Consider the following 20,295-nt stretch of genomic DNA (forward strand, 5'->3'; position numbering starts at 1 on the left):
GCCACCTTCGCGCGGGCGAATTGCTGCCGGTGATCATGCTCGACCAGCTCGCCACGATCAAGGCACGTTTCGGGTTTCAAGACCTCAGCCGCCCGGTCCGAGCCGATCTGATGACCTGGCTCGGACAAACCGCAATGCCACTCACCGACGGATGCTATCTCTTCGATCGGCTGCTGGAGAAGATGCGCTCGGAGCGCATCGTCATTCCCGGCATCAGCGTCGTCGAGCGGATGGCGGGATCGGCCCTAGAAATCGATGCGAAGGTTCATGTTGATGCGCCCTTCAGCCTGTATTCGGCTAAGGCTGCGCTCCACGCTCACGCCGATTTTCGCCCAGCGTTCCACACGCGCCTCCAGACCGCCGCCGAGCAGACCGACGTTGGCGGGCAGTGCGGCGCCCCGGACAGAGAAGCGGCCAGCCCCCACCGGCGCGCCTGTGAAGCGCATCGCACTCTCGGTATCGCGCCCGCCGCCATTGTGGCGGATACCGGTCGTGACGAAGGGCTCGATCCAGCCACGACCGCCGATGCCTCGATGCGACAGCCGGATCTGGCCGCCAGCCTGGTACAGGTCGCGCCGCTCGCCCTCGACGGCCAGCGACAGGACGCCGGCGCCGCTTTCGGTGAAGGCGTTGCGGTGGACGCTGGTCAAGCCGCCCGCAATTTCCGGCGTCAGTGCGAAGCCGTGACCGAATGCGATGCGCCGCCCGACACTGCCGCCCAGCATGTAACCATGGGTGCGAGCGTCGCCGGTCGCCCGACCGAAGTGGGTGCCGTTTACGTAGACGCTGCGCTGCGATCGGACATCCCCGTCGAAATAGCCGGCCGTCACGCTCGCGTAGGATGTGCCGTCGTCATACCCGGCATAGGCGCCGAACTGATACAACCTGCCTTCGCTGTGCGACAGCAGCGCCCGAGCCTTCGATTCGGTCTGATTGAGCGCTCCGGCCAAGCCGAAGGTCAGCGATCCGGATCGTCGTTCCGCGCCCATGGCTTGACCGGTGTCGAACTGCTGGACCGATACCGCGCCGCCGCGTCCGGCGATGCGGGCGTCGGCGCCATAGCCGACGAGCCAGACTGCCAGCCCCGCGCTGTCGTCGATGCCGCTGGCGATACCGTTCGTCGAACCGGCTGACCAGAGCCGCTCAAGCGCGTTGGGACGTCTGCCGTCGGCATGACCGATCGCTGCACCGGTCGCGCCGAAGCCGCCGTGGCTTGCGATGCGCCGCTGCAGGAAGCCGGCGAATTGCATCGCCGCGGTTGCGCTGCCGGTCGATACGCTGCCGATCGCCTCACCGGAGAGGGAATCGAACGTCGCGCGCCGTTCGGCCGAGGTGCCGCTGGCGATGCGGTTGAGCGCGTCGGCATATAGGTCCGACGCAGTAAAGCCGGCGCCGCCCAGCGCGGCGGCGACCGCCTGCTGGTTTCCGGTACGATCGGCGGGCAGGAGCGCGGTGAAATCGACCTGCTTGCGAACCTCGACCAGGACGCTGTCGGGCACGAGATCGTATCGCAGTCGCCATTGCGACGCCGGGTCGTTCGACACCGCAGCCAGCCTGCCGCCGTTCGCGAAGCTGCCGGTCAGACGGCCCGCTTGCAAGATCGTGTAGAAGCGCGCGACGCGGTCACCGGCGCTCGTGGCGATCGACCGCACGGTCACCTGCCCGCCGCCGAGCGTCGCCGCGCCGGCCACGCGGATGAGGTCGGACGCATAGCCGCCGATCGCTCCGGCGAGGTCTACCATCAGGCTGCCGCCGGTGATGGTCAGGTTGCTCGCCTGGAACACGCCCAGGGGCTGCGCGGCGGTCCCAGGCGAGAGCGTACCCGATTCCAGCGTCAGGCCGCCGCCGATGCCGCCCGCCCCGGTCAGCGCGCCGCCGGCTACACGCATCGCGCCCGCGGTCTGTCCGGCAAGTTGGATCGTGCCGCCCAGAGCATTGAGGCGTGCCGTCGTCGCGGCGAGCACGGGTGCGTAGGCAAAGGTGCCACCGCCGACCTTGTCGACGTCGCCGGTGCCGTCGAACCGCCCGCTATAGGTAAAATCATCGCCCGATCCGCCCAGCACCAGGCGACCGCGCCTTCCCGTCGCGACCGTGCCGCCGCCACCCGGCCCGTCGATCAAGGCGGCGATGCTCTCCGTCCGGTCGCTTGCGTCGAGCGTTCCGGCGGTGTCGAGAGAGACGATCGCTCCGTCCGCCAGCCGCTCGTCGGCGCCCAGCGTCAGTGCGCCTCCCAGAACGGCCACCCGGCGCGCCGCCACCGACCCGATCAGCGTCGATGTGCCTTCCGCCTGGACCAGCGTACCGGCGCCCAGGTTCGCCCGGATCGTCGCACCGGCCAGCGAATATCGCCCCGCCGTCAACATACCGGAGCCCGACAGCGCGCCGCCGATCGCCACCATCCCGACCGTTTCGTCGAAGCCTTTGAGGTCGAACACCGCCCCGCTGCCGATCGTCAGCACTGCCGCATCGGACAACCGATCCTTCGCATCGAGCGCCAGCGTGCCGCTGGCCACGATGATCGTCGCGGCGGCGCTCGTCCCGGCGAGGGTGGACAGACCGGACCGTTGAACCATCGTGCCCGCGCCGAGCTGTGCGGCGACGGTCGCGCCGTCCAGCGTGTAATCGCCCGCGGTCAGCGTGCCGGTGCCCGCGAGCGTGCCCGCCAGCGCGAGGGTCGCAATCGTGTCGCCATATTCCTGCACGTCCAGCGTCGCGCCGCGGGCGACGGTGATTGCCGCGGCATCGGAAAGGCGATCCGCCTTCCCGAGCCGCAGGGTGCCCGAGGCGATGGTCACCGTCGCGGCATCGCTGCGCCCTGACAGAAGCGTGCTGCCCCGTTCGACACGGAGGATGCCGGCGCCGAGACCGGCGGACACCGTGCCGCCCTGCAGCGTATAATTGGCGCCGTCCGCCGTCACCGACATCGCGACCAGCGTTGCCGCACCGTCGACCGCGCCGGCGGATACCAGGGTGCCGACGGTCAGGTCGTTGCTGCCGAGTGCCAGCGTGCCTGCTCCGCCGACCGTCAGATCCGTCGCCACCGGCAGGACGCCCGAGGTGGTCAGGGCCAGCGTCCCGCCGGCCACCTGCGTCGGGCCGGCGTAGGTATTCGCCCCCGTCAGCGTCAGCGTCCCGCTGCCGACCTTGATCAGTCCGCCGCCGCCGGAAATGCTGCCGGCGAAGATGCCGCTGCCGATCGCGAGCGTCCTGTTACCGATCGTCACGGCCGATCCGTCGACGCCGGTCAGGCCCTGAATGGTCGCGGTGGCGGGCGTGACCGCGGAGATGTCGAACGCGGCACCACGCGCCGTCAGCGAAATGCCGCTCGCGCTCGACAGGCTGCCGTCGCCGGACAGGGCCAGCGTTCCGGCGCTGACGCTGACACCGGTCGTCAGCGTGTTCGCGCCGCTCAGCGTCAGGCGGCCGGCACCCCCCTTGTCCAATCCGCCCGTGCCGGCACCGGACAGGATGCCGGCAATGGTAAGATCGCTGCCGTTGACGACCGACAGGCCACCACTGGCGATCCGGATGTCCGTGCCGGCGTCGCCGGATAGATCGTGCACCAATATCTGCGTGCCGGCATCCGCGATCAGTGTCGCGCCCGCGCCGCTCAGCGTCACGCGCGCCGCGCTCGCCAATGCGGCCGCGTTCGTCAGTCGCAGGCCGCCCCCGCCGATGCGCGCGCCGCCGGTGAAGCCGTTGACCGCGGACAGGGTCACCGTTCCCGCGCCGCTCTTGGTCAGCGAACCCGTGCCGCTGATCCGTTGCCCGACGGTTCCGTCCGTCGCCTGATCGTAGGTAAGGGTGCCGCTATCGACGATGGCCGAGCCGCCGATGCTGCCGGTCGTGCCGATCAGGGTGGTGCCCGTGTCGATCGTCGTCGTGCCGCTCCAGCCGTTGCTGCCCGACAGGGTGGTGGAGCCGGCGCCGGTGAAGCGCACGTTCTGCCCCGGGACCGATTCCGTGATCGCGCCCGAAAGGGCGATCGCCCCTCCGCTCAGATTGGCGAAGATGCTGGGATCGGTCGCCAGATCGGGTGTCGCAACCGCCAGATCGATGGCGTTCGCGTAGGTGCCGGTCGCCGCGAAATTGACGGTCGGGTCGATCATGCGCAGCGTCGCGGCACCGGCCGCGGTCGTGCTTGCGAGCGTCAGCGTCGCGCCATCGACGCGGATGGTGTCGATCGTGCCTGTGCCCGTCAACGTCAGTGTGCCGCCCGCGACCGTACCGGTGCCGGCGTTGACGGTCGTGGCGATCAGATCGGCGATCGACCAATTGCCCTTGTCCCGCTTGGTCAGCGTCGTGATCCCCGCCGCGCCCGATGCCAGCGTGCCGCTTCCGTTTCCGCGCAGGTCGAGGCTGTTGACCCCGCGACCCAGATCGATCGCGCCGACCTGCGCCGCGGCGTAGCTGCCCACCCCGCGCAGCGGAGCGGCGCCACTGGTCACCAACGTGGCGGCGGCAACGTCCGTATAGAGGGCCAGCGTGTCGTCGCCGCTGCCCAGCGTGACCGCGCCGGTGGTCGAGCCGGCGTAGAGCCGCAGGTCGACGTTCCCGCCCGTCGCACCGATCGCGATCAAGGCGCCGTAATTGTCCACGATCGCATGGCCGCCGGTGACGGTCACCGTTCCGATCGTTCCTCCGGCCGCCGTTGCGATGCTGCTCGTGCCGGTACTGGATACAATTGCCGTGGATGCTCCGGCGCGGGTGATCAACGTCCCGCCAGCCAGCGCCAGCGTTCCCGATCGGATCGTCCCGGCGTTGTCGACCCTGCCGGACGTGGTCTGGCGATAGGCACCGAGATCGAGCGTCGCGCCGCCTGCCACCGAAAGGGCTGCGCCGCTCGCCAGCCGATCGTTGCCGCCCAGCGTGAGCGTGCCCGCGGCGATCGAGACGCGCTCGGCCGCGCTGGTGCCCGTCAAGGTCGATTCGCCGCCCTGCTGCCTCAGTGAGCCTACACCGAGATCGGCGGCCACCGTCGCGTTCTGCAAGGCGTAGGTTTCTGCGGTCAGCGTGCCCGTACCGGTGACGACGCCGCTTACGCTCAAGCTGCGAACGCTATCGCTATAGCCTTGGAGGTCGAGCGTGCCCGTGGCGGCGACGCTCACGTCGGCATGGTCGTTCAGCCGGTCGTCCGCCCCCAGTCTCAGCGTCGCGTCGCCGATCGCGACGGTCGTCGCCGCGGCGGTCGCGTTCAGCTGGTTGATCCCGCCATCCACATACATCCGCCCCGCGCCAAGCGCGAGATCCGAGGAGCCGCCGCCAAGGTGATAGGCGTTGGCGGTCAGCGTGCCGGTGCCCGTCAGACTGCCGAGGATGGTGAAGGCACCCACGGCGTCGCTGAAGTTCTGTAGATCGAGCGTCGCGCCGGCCCTGACGATCAGTGTCGCGGTATCCGACAGCACGTCGGATGCGCCCAGGCGCAGCGTGCCGCCGGTGACCTCCACCACCTCCGACAGCGAATAGCCGGCCAACACCGAGGTTCCGCTTGCCTGAACCAGCGTACCGGCGCCAAGGTGCGCCCCGATGGTCGCATCGTCCAGCGTATAAGTCGATGCCGTCAGCCGGCCGGTGCCGGCGAGCGTCCCAGCCAGCGACAGGCTGCCGATCGTGTCGTCGTAAGCCTGCATGTCCAGCGTCGCGCCGATGACGGTGACCGCGGCCGTATCCGACAGCAGGTCGGCGCTGCCCAGGCGCAGCGCGCCGCCGGTCACGCGGGTGTCGCCCGTGGACGTGGAGCCACCGTCCAGGGTCAGCGCCCCCGCACCCGCCTTGGTCAGGGTTCCCCCGCCGGTGATCGCCTGGGTGACGGTGCCGTCCGTCGCCTGATCGTAGACCAGCGCCGCCGCATTCAGGATGCTCGACCCCGCGATCGACGCGCTCGATCCGGTCAGCGTGCCGTCGAGGATCGTCACCGCGCCGGTCCAGCTTCCTGCGCCGGCAAGCGTCAGATTGCCCGTGCCGGCCTTGGTCAGCGAACCGTTTCCCGAGATCGCCTGATTGCTCGTGCCATCAACGCCCTGGTCGAAGGTCAGCGCCGCATCGTTGACGATGGAGCCGCCGCTGATGCTCGCCGTGCTGCCGATCAGCGATCCCCCGGCGATCGTCGTGACCCCGGTCCAGCTGCCCGCCCCGGACAGGGTCAGCGCGCCGGCCCCGTCCTTGGTGAGCGCGCCGGAGCCGGAAATCGGGATCGACAGCGTGCCGTCGCCGACTTCCGCCAAGACCAAAGTGCCCTCGTCGACGATCGAGCCGCCCGAGATCGTCGTACCCGATCCCGCCAGGGTGGCCCCCGCCACGATGGTCGTGCGGCCAGTCCAGCTATTGCCGGTATGGGACAGCAGGACATGGCCACCGCCGATCGTCACGTCCTGCGCGATGGCCCCGGCGGCGCGGGAAATCTGCCCGCCGAGCGTGGCCATCGTTCCGCCGTCGGCGGCGAGCGTGACCCGTCCCGCCGACCCGGTGGCCTCCAGCGCGATCGCGTTGGCATAGCTGCCGGTCTGGCCGAAGGCGATCGTGCCGGCGATGGCGTGGATCACTCCGGTCCCCAGCGCGTCGGCCGTCACCGCCCGTAACGTGCCGCCATCGAGGAGGAACGCATTGGTCAGGCCCTGCGTCGAATCGAGCGCGAGCGTGCCGCCGGTGATGCCGACCGTCGCGGAAATGTCGCTTGCGCCGCGGATCGTCCAGACGCCGGCGCCGGACTTGCCGATCGCTTCGAACCCGACGACGTTGCCGGCCAGCGTCCCGGTTCCGCTGCCGTCGAAGGTCAGGGTGTCCGCCCCATCACCACCGCTGACATAGCCGGTCACCGTCGTCATCGCCGCCCCGCCAGCGCCGCCGGTCAGCGTCAACGCATCGTCGCCGTCCCACATTTCGACGAAACCGGTCGTGGTCGATCCGGCCGCCAGCGTGACGGTGTCGGCCCCGCCCCTGATGCTGATCGCACCATTGTACGGCCCGGCATTGGTCGCGGTCAGCGTGCCCGCATTGATGATCGTCATACCGGCATAGCCACCGATCGCCACACCGCCGGTGATCGTTCCGCCAGCCCGATTGGTGACGGTACCGCCCTGATAATACTGGACGCCGTAGCTGTTCGTCGCGCCGGTGACGGTGCCGCTGTTGTCGACATCGGCATCGGCGGCAAGCGCGAACACCCCGACGCTGCCGGAACTGGCGATACGATGTCCGGCGGTGTTGAGGACGCTGCCGCCCGCTGCGGTGATGCGGACGGCTTCGGTCGTCGTGCTGCCGATGGTGCCGCCATTCGTCAACGATGCGCCGCCGCCGCCCAGCAGGATGGCCGCATTGGCGGTGGTGGAGACGCTGCCCCCGCTGGCGATCGCGATCCGGCCGTCGGTGCCGCCGACGATCCCGCCCGCCACCGTCACCGTGCCGCCGAAGCTCACCACCTCGCCGCTGGACAGGCCCGACACCCGTACCACACCGGTTCCGTCGATCGTGTTCGACACGGTGCCGCCGCCGCTCTGAACATAGGCGAGCGTGGCGTTGACGGTGATGGGCGAGGCGGTGGACAGGCTGGTGGTGGTGCCGGCCAGCGTGCCCGCCGACACCGTGGTGCGTCCGGTCCAGCTTCCCACGCCGCCGAGCGACAGGGTGCCGGCGCCAAGCTTCGTGACAGCGCCGCTGCCGCCCACAGGGATGGTGAAGCCGGCGTCGGCGGCCTGATCGAAGACCAGCGTCCCGCTGTTCGCGATGCTGCCGCCGGATATCGCGGCGCTTGCCCCGCGCAACGTCGCGCCTGCGGCGATCGTCGTCGTGCCGCGCCAGCCGTTGCCGGTGCCGGTCAGCAGGATGGTCCCGGCGCCGCCGATCGTGACGCCTTGCGCCGCCGCGCCGGCGCTGCGGGTTACGGGGCCGGACAGGGTGGCGGTGATGCCGCTATCGGCCGCCAGCGTCGCCGTGCCGCCGGCCGTGTCGAGGAACAGCGCATTGGCGTAGCTGCCGGTTGCGGCATAGTGCAGCGTGCCGTCCACCAGATGCAGGCCGCCGCTGCCGAACGCCCCTGCGGATCCGGCGCTCAGCGTTGCGCCATCGACGTCGATCCGGTTGCTGCCGCTGGTGTTCAGGAACGCGATCGTCCCGCCGTTGGCGGTGATCGTGGTGCTGCCGAGCGCGCCGCCGGTCAGCCGCAGCGTGTTCGCACCCGATTTCGTGATCGTCTCAAACCCGGCGAGGTCGCCGTCGAGCGCGATGATGCCTGCGTCGCCGGCAAAGGTCAGCGTGTCGCCCGTACCCGCCCCACCGTCCAGCGCGCCCGTCAAGGCGATGCCGACGGGCGCGTTGCCGGCGCCCGTCGTGATCGTCAGGCCGTCGCTGCCGCCGCCCAGCACGATCGCGCCGGTGACGATCGCGCCGTCGTTGAGCGTGACCGTGTCGGCGGCATTGCCGAGCTGTATCGCGGTGCCGCGTCCGCCGGTCAGCGTGCCGCTGTTGACGATGTTCGCGCTGCCGCTGTCGGCGTTGGTTTCGATCGCGACGTTCGCGCTGCGAATGGTTCCTGCGTTTGCGACCGACAGGCCGTTCGCCAGATTATACCCGAAGACGCTGCTGTTGGCGGCATTGAGCGATTCGATCACGCCCCCCCAACGGTTGACGACCGAACCCTGGACATCGAAGAAATCGATACCCTGCTGGCTGGTGATCGTGCCGCTGTTGTCCACGTCCGCCTGATCGTAGAACAGCGCCGCCTTTGCAGCGCCGGCGATCGTCGCCCCCGCCGCATTGGTCAACGTCAACGCGCCTGCGCTGCGATCGAGATGGATCGCACCCAGGCTGCCCGCGGCGTCGGTATTCTCGATCCGTCCGCCGGCGTCGTTGGTCAGAATGCCGCCGGTCACCGCGTGGACCCCGGTCAGAGCACCGCTGATCGTCCCGCTGCTGGTCAGGGTGATCGCCGTGTTCTCGAACCGGACCCCATCGCCACCCGTGCTGGTGATGGTGCCGCTGTTGGTCAGTGTCCCGCCCGCGAAATAGGCCAGGGCATGGCCGGCGCCGTGGATATCGCCGCTGTTCTGCACGTCCAGCGCGATATAATCGCTGTAGACGCCGCTGCCGTTGGTGCCCTCGACGGTGGCACCCGCCCGGTTCGTCAACGTACCGCCGCCGCTGAACTGGAGGCCGGTCCAGCCGCCGCGGATCGTTCCGTAATTGTCGACCGTCAGCGCGCCGGCGGAATATATGCCCAGACCATAGGTGTCGGTGGCGTCGATGGTCGCTCCGGCATGGGCGGCGTCGCCGTTGTTGACGACGCCGCCCATCTGCATTTCCAGGTTCAGGTTGATGCCGTAATTGACGCCGGTGATCGTTCCCTGATTGCCGACGTCGGCGATCGCCCGGATCAGGATGCCCGCATTGCCTCCGGTGATCGAACCGCTGTTCGCGATCGTTCCCGCAAGCTCCGTCCCACCGAGGAAGCTGTCGCTGCGATAGACCACGACGCCGTTGCCGGTCGCGGTGATCGCTCCGCGGTTGGTCAGATATAGCTGTCCGGATGTGAAGACGCCGCTGGGATCCTCGGGATCGACGTTGGTGCTGTCGTTGACGATCCGGCCATTCGTGTCGTTGACGACGGTCAGCACCGTGCCGCCGTCGATGGTGCGGCCGCCGCCATCGCCCGCCAGTTTGATCAAACCGGAATTGGTGATCGTTGTCGCCACCGCGGCGCGCACGGTGGCGGTCGCGGCGCTCGACGTCGTCGTCAGGCTGCCGGCGTTGGTCAAATCGGCGCCGGCCCCAGAGAGCGTGATGGCGGAATAGGCGCCGCCGGTGTCGACCGATCCGCCGCTGCCGATCGCGATGTGGCCGTCGGTTTCGCCCCGGATACCCTGCGCGGCGGTGACCGCGGCGTCGAAGCTGACGGTGGCGCCCGTGCCCAGCCCGCCGACCGTCACCAACCCCGTGCCGCTGATCTCGCGCCCGACCGATCCGCTCGTCGTCTGGACATAGGCCAGCGTCGCATTGTCCACGATGCCGGACCCGATCAGCGTCTCGGTCGTCCCGCTCAGCGTTCCGGCGGAGATTGTGGTGAGGCCGGTCCAGCGCGCGCCGGATCCGAGCGTCAGCGTCGCGTTGCCCAGCTTGGTGAAATTGCCCGCCCCGGTGATCGTGGCGGTCGTGGTCGCGGTGGTGGTCGCCTCATAGGCCAAGGTCGCGCCCGACGCGATCGTCGTCGCGCCCGTCCAGTTGGCCGGATTGCCCGCCAGCGTCAGCGTGCCGCCGCTCACGTCGATGGTGGCGGCGGTCGCGGCGAGATTGCCCAGCCGGAAGCTGCTCGCCCCGGTCTTGGTGATGCTCTCGAAATTGCTTACCCGGGTCGTGATGTTGGTGGTGCCGCTCGTTCCCTGCAGCGCCAGCGTGTCGGTGCCGCCCGCGCCATCGAGATCGCCGGCGATCGCCGCGCCGGCGACGATGGTCAGCGTATCGTCGCCATCGCCCAGCAGGGCGCCGTTGGTGGTCGATCCGCTGTTCAGCGTCACCGTATCGTTGCCGCCGCCCAGGCTCATCGCCAGCACGCCACCCGAGATCGTTCCGCTGTTGACGATCGTCGCCGCGCCGTTGCCCGTGCCGACCATCTCGATCCCGTAGCGGCCGGCGACCGAGATGGTGCCGCTGTTCGTCACCGACAGGCCATTGGCGACGCTGCTGGCATAGATGGCGCTGTTGCCCGCATTGCTCGCCGAGATGGTCGCGCCGGCCTGATTGACGATCGATCCGCCGACGCCGATGAAATCCATGCCTTGCGCGGCGTTGATCGTGCCGGCGTTGGCAATGCTGGCGCTGCCGTAGAACTTGCCTGCCTTGCCGACGCCGGTGATCGTAGCGCCGGCGTCGTTGTTCAGCGTCAGCGTGCTGGATGCCGACTGGATGGTGATGACGGCGACGCTGCTGCCCGTGCCGCTCAGCGTGCCGCCAGGCTTGTTATTGATCGTGGCGGTCGTCGCCCCGGATGTCACGGCGACCGCTTCGGTCGAGGTCGCGGTGGTGACCGTGCCGCTGTTGTCGAGCACCGCGCCGGGTGCGTTGAGCGCCACGCCCGCTGTCGCGCCGCTGCTACTGCGCGTGGTGCCGTTTGCGACAGAAACCGTCTGCGCGGAGGCCGGCAAGACTACGAGGTGCGCGGCGGTTAGCGTCGTCGTCACGAGCCACCTTCGATGTCGCATACGCCGGCTGGCCGAGCGATGGCAGCAATCGATGGCTCCCCTCGTGCCGTCGAACACCGTCATACTTGCCCTCCCAGCGCTGCACGGTGACCCCCCGATCAAGTAACGCGCAGAGGATTTGACCTACCTGAAATGATCATATTGATCCAGTTTAAATAAAGTTGTTTAGTACCAATGCATTGGTAATGCAGGCGTCGCCTTTACCATCCGATCGACATCGAACAGCTTGCCATTCCGTCGAAGGGCTGCCCTTCAACAGCCCGTCGCAGAGATTTTTCACCATTTTCGATCGAAGATCTGGAATGGTTCATGTCACGACTGCGAAAAAGCCGCTGGAACGTGAGCCTGGGAAGATATTGTTCTGCCATCGAGCTACACTCGCGTGCCGCTTCCGATGGCTGGGACGCTGGTGGCGGCAACGCGATCCGGCGCGATAGCCGAGCACGAAGGCGATCGCGGTTGCCGCCGGCATCTCGCACGGCCGCAGCGCGACGCGTCCGCCAGCAAGCCGATAGAGGTTGAAGCTCACGCGGGTCACGCCGCCGAGTTACTCGCCGTACAGCCAGACGCGCCGTCGATCGCGACTCTCGGTCAGCGTGACGCCCCAGCGGCGGGCATCGTACACGCCCTCGCCATAGCCCGGCGGCCAATTCTCGAGCGCTGCGAGGAAGGCCGCTGGAGGCGCATCGTCAATCCTGGTCGCTGTTGCCATGGCCGTGGCCGACCGTCACCTTCGCGCCACTGTCGGCACCCGGAGCGCCGGAAGTTTCCCACCAATAGGGCAGGCGCTTGCGGTTGCCGGTCGCCACTTCGTTGAGTGTCGCGGCGTCGTAGATCCGGCCGCCGAGCATCACGCGGCTGATCCTGTCGCTGTTGCGGATGTCGGCGGTGGGATCGGCGTCGAGCACCACCAGATCGGCGAGCTTGCCCGGTTCGAGCGAGCCGACATCCTTCTGATAGCCGAGCGAGGTCGCCGCGGCGATCGTGCCGGCGCGCAGCGCCTCGATCGGGGTCATTCCGCCGCGCACGAAGCTCCACAGTTCCCAATGCGCGCCTAGCCCCGGTTGCTGGCCGTGCGCGCCGATCGCGACATGGATGCCCTTGTCGGCGAGCTTCTTGGCCTCGCGCGCGGTGGCGCCGTCGACATAATCCTCCTCGGGCGCGATCGGGCGGCGGGCGTTCTGCGCGGCGAGCAGCGCGGGCGGAGCGTGGCGGGTGAGCAACGGGTGCCGCCACACATCGCTGTGCGCACGCCAGTACGGATCGCCGGCCAGCCCGCCATAAGCGACGACCAAAGTCGGGGTGTAGCCGACCGTGGTCTGCGCCCACAGGCTGAGCACGTCATTGTAGAAATGTTCGAGCGGGACATTGTGCTCGAGCGTCGAATTGCCGTCCGACACCAATGTCATGTCGAGCGTGTAGAGCGACCCGCCCTCGGGCACGACCTCCATCCCCTCGGCCTGCGCGGCGGCGACGACCATCTGGCGCTGTTCGCGGCGCGGCTGGTTGTAGTTCTTGACACTGTGCGCACCCTGCGCCTTCAGCCGGCGGACGATCGACAGCGCATCGTCATAGCTGTCGATCTGCGCGTAGACATCGGGACTCCTCGCGCCATAGATCACCTCGCCGGTCGAGAAGGTGCGCGGCGCAAGCACGAGACCCGCCTGTTGCATTTCGGCGGCGGGGAAGATCTCCGCCGAGCGCGACGACGGATCGTGGACGGTAGTGGTGCCGAGCGCGAGATTGGCCATCGCCGACCAGTTCTGCTGCGGGACCAGCTCGTCGTCGCCCTGCGGCCCGTGCGCGTGCGCGTCGACGAAGCCGGGGACGATCGTCTTGCCGGTGACGTCGACGGTGGCCGCGCCTGCCGGGATCTGCACCGACGCGCGCGGTCCCACCGCGACGATCCGGTCGCCGCGGATCAGCACCGTGGCGTCATCGACGATCCCGCCATCGGCACCGGCCATCGTGACGACGCGCGCGCCGGTCAGCGCGACGGTGCCGGTCGGCTTGGCGGCGGCGACGTCCATCGACAGCGACACGCCGCTGCGCGGCGCGGCGAATTTGGCCGCGTCCTCGTCGGCCGGCGCGGCGCGGAACAAGGCGGCGGTGTCAGCGGAATAGAGCGTCGGGCCGGCGCTCCAGTGAAGGCGCTTGCCGTTGTCGGACCAGTTGATGAAGTCGGCGCCGTCCGCGCTGACCCGCGTCACCGGCAGCGCGCCCGACTTGGTGTCGACCTCGACCGCCTGCGTGCCGGGCATCAGCGGCATGACAAACGCTTCGTAATTCTGACGGAAGGCGACGTAATCGCCGGCCGGCGAGATCTGGAAGTCGTTGACCAGCTCGCTGGCGGCATGGACGCGGCGGTTCTCGCCCGATAGATCGGTGCTGACCAACTGGCGCTTGTTGCCCTCGTTGACGATCAGGAACACGCGGTCGCTGGCGGTGCCGAATTGCGGCGCGGCGGCGTCCTTCGCGACGCGCACCGGCGCGCCGCCGGTCGCGGCGACGCGGTAGACGCCGGTGCCGGAGTTGCCGCGCGCCGCAGTCAGCTCGCCGCCCTCGCCCTGTTCGAAGACGATCGTCTTGCCATCGGGCGAGAAGCGCGGGCGGCGATAATGGCCGGCGACATTCGTCACCGCCGTCGCCGCGCCGCCGCTCGCCGCGACGGTGCGGATCTGGCCGAGCCCGGCGTCGGTCCAGCCGGTGAAGACGATCGTGCGCCCGTCGCGCGACCAGCTCGGCCACAGCTCCAGCTCGTCGGTGGCGCGGGTCAGTCGCTTGGGCGCGCCGCCCGCCAGCGGCTTGATCCACAGCTTGCCGAGCGTCTCGAACACCACCTGTCTTCCGTCCGGCGAGACGGTCGCCCAGCGCGTCGCTTTGGTCATGAAGCGTGCGGGCGCGACCTCGACCTGCGGGTGCGTCGCCTCGGCGATGACGCGCGTGTCATCGACGCCGAACGGGATCACGCTGGCGGCACCGCCGTCGATCCCGACGCGGCGCAGCTTGCCCCCCGACCAGAAGACGATCGCCTTGTCGTCGGGCGTCCAGCTCATGTTCGGATAGACGCCGGTTACCGCCCAGGTTTCCTGTACGTCGCGGTCGAGCGGGCCGTAGACGATCCGCTCGACGCCGCTCGTAAAGTCCTTCACCCACAATTTGGTGACATTGTCGTCGCGGCGGACGAAGGCGATCATCTTGCCGTTACGCGACGGGGTCGGGCGCACCGAGCCGCCGACGCCGCTGACCGCGGTCGTCACCTCGCCGGTGTCGATGTCATAGCGTTCGATGTCGAACAGGTCGGTGCGCGAGTTCTGCGCATATTCGAAGATCGGCCCCGACGAGACGTTGCGCGTGTAATAGATGCTCTTGCCATCCGGCGCGTAGATCGGCTCGCCCAGTTCCTTTTGCAGCACCTCGCTGGCGCGCTTGACGAGCTGCACCCCGCCGCCGCCCGAGACATGGTAGAGCCACACCTCGCCGGTGCCGAGCGAGCGGCCGGTCGTGAAATGCTTCTTGGCGGCGATGAAGCGCCCGTCCGGGCTCCACGTCGGCTGGTTGAGCAGGCGGAAGTCCTCCTTGGTCACCTGCCGCTTGTCGCTGCCGTCGAGGTTCATCACCCAGATGTTGTCGCCGCCGCCACGATCGGAGGTGAAGGCGATCCGGCGACCATCGGGCGAGAAACGCGGCTGATGCTCGAACGCCAGCCCCTCGGCGATGCGCGTCGGCGTGCCGCCCGCGATCGGCATCGTGTAGATGTCGCCGAGCAGGTCGAAGGCGATCGTCCGACCGTCCGGCGACACGTCGACGTTCATCCAGCTGCCTTCGTCGGTCGCGATCCGCACCTGTTTCGTGCGCAGCCCGCGCGGCGCGTTGACGTCCCACTTGGCGGGTTTGGCCTCCTTCGTGCCTGCCGCCGTGCTCGCCGGGGCAGGCGGTGGCAGCGTTCCGACCGGATCCGGGGTCGGCGCGGTCGCCTCGTTCTCGGGCACCTGGGTCTGTTCGACGGGCTTGTCCTGTGCGGCGAGCGGCGCGGCGGACAGGCACAAGGCGACGGCGGTCATGGCGCGAAAGGTCACGTTAAGAGATTTCCCCTGATTGCGCCGCCATCGTGCCGTGATCCGTGCGGCGCGTCACGTGCCAAATCGCAGCGCCGGCCTTGATGATGCGAAAGTGATCGTCGGCATAAAATGGATCAGCGCTAGGTCCGCACGATCATGTCTAGGGTGCGTGAAGATTTCTCGGGAAGATCGTGTGCCGGAACGTTTACCCTTTCATCGCTTCGAAGAATTCGTTCAACTGTCCCAAGAGGATCAGGCACGCGTGCGGTCGCTTGGCGAAGCGCCGGTGTCGTTGCCACGCCATGCCGTGTTGCGCCGCGAGGGCGAGGCGCCGCGCTATGTCTATATCCTGGTCAACGGCTGGGTGGGGGCGTCGGTGTTGCTGCCCGGCGGCGAGCGGCAGATCGTCAAGTTCCACCTGCCCGGCGACATGCTGGGCACGCCGAGCATGTGCCTCGAACAAGCGGCGGACACACTGACGGCGCTGACGGCGGTGACGATCCGACGCGTGCCGCTGGCGGCGTTCGGGGCGCTGTTCACTTCCTCGCCGCGTTTCGCAGCCGCGATGTTCCTGAGCGTGCAGCGTGAGCGGGTAGCGTTGATGGACCGGCTCGCCGCCATTGGGCGGACCCCGGCAATCGCACGCGTCGCGGCGCTGCTGCTCGATGTCGAGGAACGTTTGCGCGCCCTGGGTGTGGCGAGCGAGGATGGCTTCGACATGCCGCTGACGCAGGAGCAGATCGGCGATCATCTCGGCTTGACCGCGGTGCACGTGAACCGCGTGTTCCGCCAAATGGCCGAGAACAAGCTGGTTTCGCGCGATCGACACCGCGTCGTGCTGATCGACGCGCCGCGGCTGCGCGCGATGTCCGCGCGGCAGCAGCGGGTGATGACGAGTGACGTCGCATGGTTGCTGAACGGCGAGGTGCTGGACGCGCCGTAGTTAACCGCTTGTTCGTCAACGCCGTCTAACGGGCTGTCCTCGATCGGAACGATGGGACGGGCACAGGCGTGGCGATTTTCTACGATGCCAGCGGGCGGCGTGCCCGGCGGGTGCGTGTGGCGCTGGGCATCGCGGTGTGCGTGCCATTGCTGCTCGCCACGCTGCTGATCGGGGCCGTGCTGCGCCCGGTCGCAGCCGTCGCGCCGCGCTTCGCCATGCCCGACGCGCCGCAGGCCGCTACGGCGACACCGGCGCACGACATGTCGTCCGGCGCGTGGTTGCCCGCCGGGAGCGGTGCGGCGCTGACGGGCGGGACGATGGGCTTTTACATGCCGTGGGACGCGCCGTCGCGGCAGTCGCTCGCGGCGCATGTCGACGAGCTGGAATGGCTGGTCCCCGGGCTCGCTACCGTCACCGGCGCGGACCACCGCTTCATCGCTGAGGATGATCGGTTCATGCGGCAGGTGCTGGCGCGCGCCGCGCATCGTCCGCGCGTGTTGCCGATGGTGCAGAATGCGGCGGCGGACGGGAGCTGGGACGGTGCGGGCACCGCTGCCTTGCTCGCCGATCGCGGTGCGCGGACGCGGCTGGCGAAGCAGATCGTCGCGTTGGTGACGCGCCAGCGTGGCGCGGGGGTGATGCTCGATCTCGAAAGCCTGCCGGTGAGCGCCCATCGCGATTACCGCATCTTCCTTGGCGAGCTTCGCGCGCGCTTCGCGCCGCGCGGCTGGACGGTGGCGTTGGCGACGCCGGTCGCCGATCCGGACTGGGACCTGCGCGCCTATGCCGCAGTGGCCGATCGGCTGGTGCTGATGGCGTATGACGAGCATTGGATGGGCGGGGCGGCGGGGCCGATCGCGTCGCAGCCGTGGTTCGCGCGCGTTGTCGCGCAGGCGGTGGCGCAGGCCGGGGCGAACAAGGCGATCGTCGCGATCGGCAGCTATGCCTATGACTGGCAGGGCCGCACCACCGAGCCGCTCGCGATCGCCGACGCGCTGGCACTGGCCGCGCAGGCGGATGTGACGCCGGTGTTCGACGCCGCCAGCGGCAACAGCCATTTCGGCTATGAGCGCGATGGCCGGCACCATGACGTCTGGATGCTCGACGCGCCAAGTGCCGCCAACGAGATGGCGGTGGTGCGGCGCACCGGTGCCGCCGGGGTGGCGCTGTGGCGACTGGGCAGCGAGGATCCGGCGGTGTGGCGCGCGCTGTCCGGCACCGCGCGACCCGATCTGCGCAATTTGCCCGCCCCGGCCGGGGTGGCGGTGCGCGGGCAGGGCGAGATCATGCGGATGTCCGCCGAGGCGACGCCGGGCGTGCGCAAGGTGACGTGGCGCGACGGGCTGATCCGTGCGGCGCGCTTCGTACGATTGCCGCAGGCTGATACCGTCGAGCGCACCGGCGCGCATCGACGGCAGATCGCATTGACCTTCGACGATGGCCCCGATCCGGTTTGGACGCCGCCGATCCTCGACGTCCTGGCGCGCGAGCACGCCCCCGCGACCTTTTTCGTCACCGGCGCCAATGCGCTGGGGCAGGGCGCGCTGCTGCGTCGGATCGTCGCGCAGGGCGGCGAGCTGGGCAACCACTCGACCTCGCACGCCGATCTGTCGCGCCGGTCCGAGGCGGCGATCGCGCTGGAGCTGAAGGCGACCGGGCGGATCGTCGAGGCGTATACCGGGCGCGCGATGACGCTGTTCCGCCCGCCATTCCTCGGTGACGCCGATCCCGATCGTCGCGACGAATTGCACGCTACGCGCGTCGCGGCGCGGCTCGGCTATCTGACGGTCGGCCTCAACGTCGATCCGCTCGACTGGCAGGGGCCGAGGGCGGAGGTGATTGCGCGGCGCGTGATCGCGCAGGTCGCGGCCGGGACTGCCGAGCGGCCGGCGCAGATCGTGCTGCTCCACGATTCGGGCGGCGACCGCACCGAGACGATCAAGGCGTTGCCGCTCATCATTCGCGGGCTGCGGGCGCGGGGCTATGACTTCGTCCCGGTCTCGACGCTTGCCGGCTTGCCGCGCACCACGGTCATGCCGCGGTTGCAGGGTCATGCCGCGGCCGATGCGGCAGGGACGCGCGGGCTGTTCGACGGACTGGCGTGGCTGCGCGATGCGGGCGCGGTGCTGTTCGCGGTGGTGATCGCGATCGGCATGGCGCGGGCGGTAGCGCTGACCGGGCTGGCGCTGAGGCGGCGGCGTCGCGAGGCGGTGCCGGACAATGCACCGCATCTGGTGCCGACCTTCGTCTCGGTGCTGATCCCCGCGTTCAACGAGGCGCGCGTGATCGAGGCATCGGTGCGGCGCATTCTCGCCAGCACCGGGCCGCGGATCGAGGTGATCGTGATCGACGACGGCTCGACCGACGGCACCAGCGCAATCGTGCAGGCGGCGTTCGGGATCGACCCGCGCGTCCGGCTGCTGACGCTGACGAATGGCGGCAAGGCGCGCGCGCTCAACACCGCGCTGGCCCGAGCACGCGGCGACGTGGTGATCGCGCTCGACGCCGATACGCAGTTCGAGGCCGACACGATCGCCAAGCTGACGCGCTGGTTCGCCGATCCGCGGATCGGTGCGGTGGCGGGGAACGCCAAGGTCGGCAACCGTACCAACGTCATCACGCGCTGGCAGGCGCTGGAATATGTCACCGCGCAGAATCTCGAGCGGCGTGCGCTGCTGTCGCTCGGCGCGGTGACGGTCGTGCCCGGCGCCGTCGGGGCGTGGCGGCGCACTGCGCTCGACGCGGTCGGCGGGTATCCCGAGGACACGCTGGCCGAGGACCAGGATCTGACGATCGCGGTGCAGCGCGCCGGATGGCAGGTCACGTGCGACAATGACGCGATCGCCTGGACCGAGGCGCCGGAGACGGTGCGTGCGCTGTTCAAGCAACGCTTCCGCTGGGCGTTCGGTACGCTGCAATGCCTGTGGAAGCATCGCGGCGCGCTCGGGCAGCACGGTGGACTGGGACGCGTGGGGTTGCCGCAGGCGCTGGTCTTCCAGTTCCTGTTCACGCTCGCCGCGCCGCTGATCGACATCGCGTTGCTGCTCGGAGTCGGCGGGACGGCGTGGCGAGTTCATGACCGCGGCTGGGATGCGGCGGGTGGCGATGCGCTGACCGTTGTGGCGTTTTGGGCGGCGTTCGCGGCGGTCGATCTGGCGTGCGGGTGGATCGCCTACCGGCTCGACGGGCGTGAGGCGCGCTTCCCGGCTGTCCGCCTGTTGATGCAGCGGTTCGGCTATCGCCAGTTGCTCTACGCGGTGGTGCTGCGCGCGCTGTACGTCGCCGCGACCGGGCCGAAGGTCGGCTGGGGCAAGCTGGAGCGGACCGGCAGCGTCGCGGTGAACGACGCGGGCACGGCGACGCCGGAACCGCTGCGCGCGGCGGCGTGACCATACCCGCGAATGTTGCGAATGTTGAGACGCTGGCGGGGTGAATGTTGAGGATGGACGGCGGCATCATAAGGGCGTGATGCCGGATGTGGGACGGTGTAGGACAGACCTTCGCCGGGGTGGCGCGGGCGGCAAAATGCGGTAGCGTGGCTGACCTGATCCCTGTCGGAGCGTGCCGTCTATGTCGTTGTTATCTGCCCTGTTCGTCCTCGCCGCCGCCGCGCAGGGCGAGCATGTCGCGATCCAGGCCTCCGACATCGATCGCAGCGCGACCTTCTACCACGAGGCGTTCGGGCTCCAGCTCATCAAGCAGCCGCTGCCGAACCGGCGCTGGATCGATCTCGGCAACGGCTTTGCGATGCACATCCTTGATGGCCGGACCGCGCCCAAGCCGTCGAACATCAACGAGCATGTTGCGATCCATGTCGACGATCTGGCGAGCGTGACCGCGTGGCTCGACGCGCACAAGCGGCCGTGGACCGATCTGGCGGGCAAGCCGCGCACGATGCAGACGCGCTTCGACGGCGTGCGGCAGATCTATACGCAGGACCCGGACGGCTATTGGCTGGAGGTCAGCGACAGCCGTGGGGTGGCGGCGAAGTAACGCTTATCGGTTGCCCCTCTACCTGCGTCACCCCGGCGAAGGCCGGGGTCTAGCTTCGGGACGATCGTAATGACGCGCAACGCCCTGTTACCAAGGCCTTCCCAACTGG

General features: G+C 69.1%; 6 protein-coding genes and 1 pseudogene. 4 read left to right on the forward strand and 3 right to left on the reverse strand.

All coding sequences use genetic code 11. From position 1 onward, the window contains the following. The first annotated feature begins 35 nt into the window (after positions 1 to 35). Positions 36 to 230, forward strand: a pseudogene (locus PGN12_04850) (DUF4158 domain-containing protein). A 15-nt stretch (positions 231 to 245) separates the two neighbouring features. On the opposite strand, the gene PGN12_04855 reads toward PGN12_04850, so the two are convergent. From PGN12_04855 to PGN12_04865, 3 genes are all read right to left on the reverse strand, one after another. Next, positions 246 to 11,168: an autotransporter-associated beta strand repeat-containing protein gene (locus PGN12_04855; protein ID MEH3103216.1), complete on the reverse strand. Its 10,923-nt coding sequence runs from the start codon at positions 11,166 to 11,168 to the stop codon at positions 246 to 248. 568 nt (positions 11,169 to 11,736) lie between these two features. Beyond that, positions 11,737 to 11,901 carry a hypothetical protein gene (locus tag PGN12_04860; protein ID MEH3103217.1) on the reverse strand — a complete coding sequence of 55 codons (165 nt, stop codon included), beginning with the start codon at positions 11,899 to 11,901 and terminating at the stop codon, positions 11,737 to 11,739. Next, on the reverse strand, positions 11,879 to 15,253 hold the full coding sequence (locus PGN12_04865; GenBank protein ID MEH3103218.1) for an amidohydrolase family protein: 3,375 nt from the start codon (positions 15,251 to 15,253) through the stop codon (positions 11,879 to 11,881). Before PGN12_04865 ends, PGN12_04860 begins: the two co-directional genes overlap by 23 nt. 259 nt (positions 15,254 to 15,512) lie before the next feature. Between PGN12_04865 and PGN12_04870 the strand changes: the two genes are divergently transcribed. The 3 genes from PGN12_04870 to PGN12_04880 all read left to right on the forward strand — a co-directional run bounded on the left by PGN12_04870 (position 15,513) and on the right by PGN12_04880 (position 20,186). Then, a complete protein-coding gene (locus tag PGN12_04870) occupies positions 15,513 to 16,193 on the forward strand; it encodes a Crp/Fnr family transcriptional regulator (protein MEH3103219.1) in 681 nt (226 codons plus the stop codon). Positions 16,194 to 16,261: 68 nt separating this feature from the next. After that, positions 16,262 to 19,582 (forward strand): glycosyltransferase, encoded by a 3,321-nt coding sequence (locus PGN12_04875; protein ID MEH3103220.1) that lies wholly within the window; start codon positions 16,262 to 16,264, stop codon positions 19,580 to 19,582. 181 nt (positions 19,583 to 19,763) lie between these two features. Then, positions 19,764 to 20,186 carry a VOC family protein gene (locus PGN12_04880; GenBank protein MEH3103221.1) on the forward strand — a complete coding sequence of 141 codons (423 nt, stop codon included), beginning with the start codon at positions 19,764 to 19,766 and terminating at the stop codon, positions 20,184 to 20,186. The last annotated feature ends 109 nt before the right edge of the window (positions 20,187 to 20,295 follow it).

This window comes from Sphingomonas phyllosphaerae (assembly GCA_036946405.1).
Taxonomy (GTDB): domain Bacteria; phylum Pseudomonadota; class Alphaproteobacteria; order Sphingomonadales; family Sphingomonadaceae; genus Sphingomonas; species Sphingomonas phyllosphaerae_D.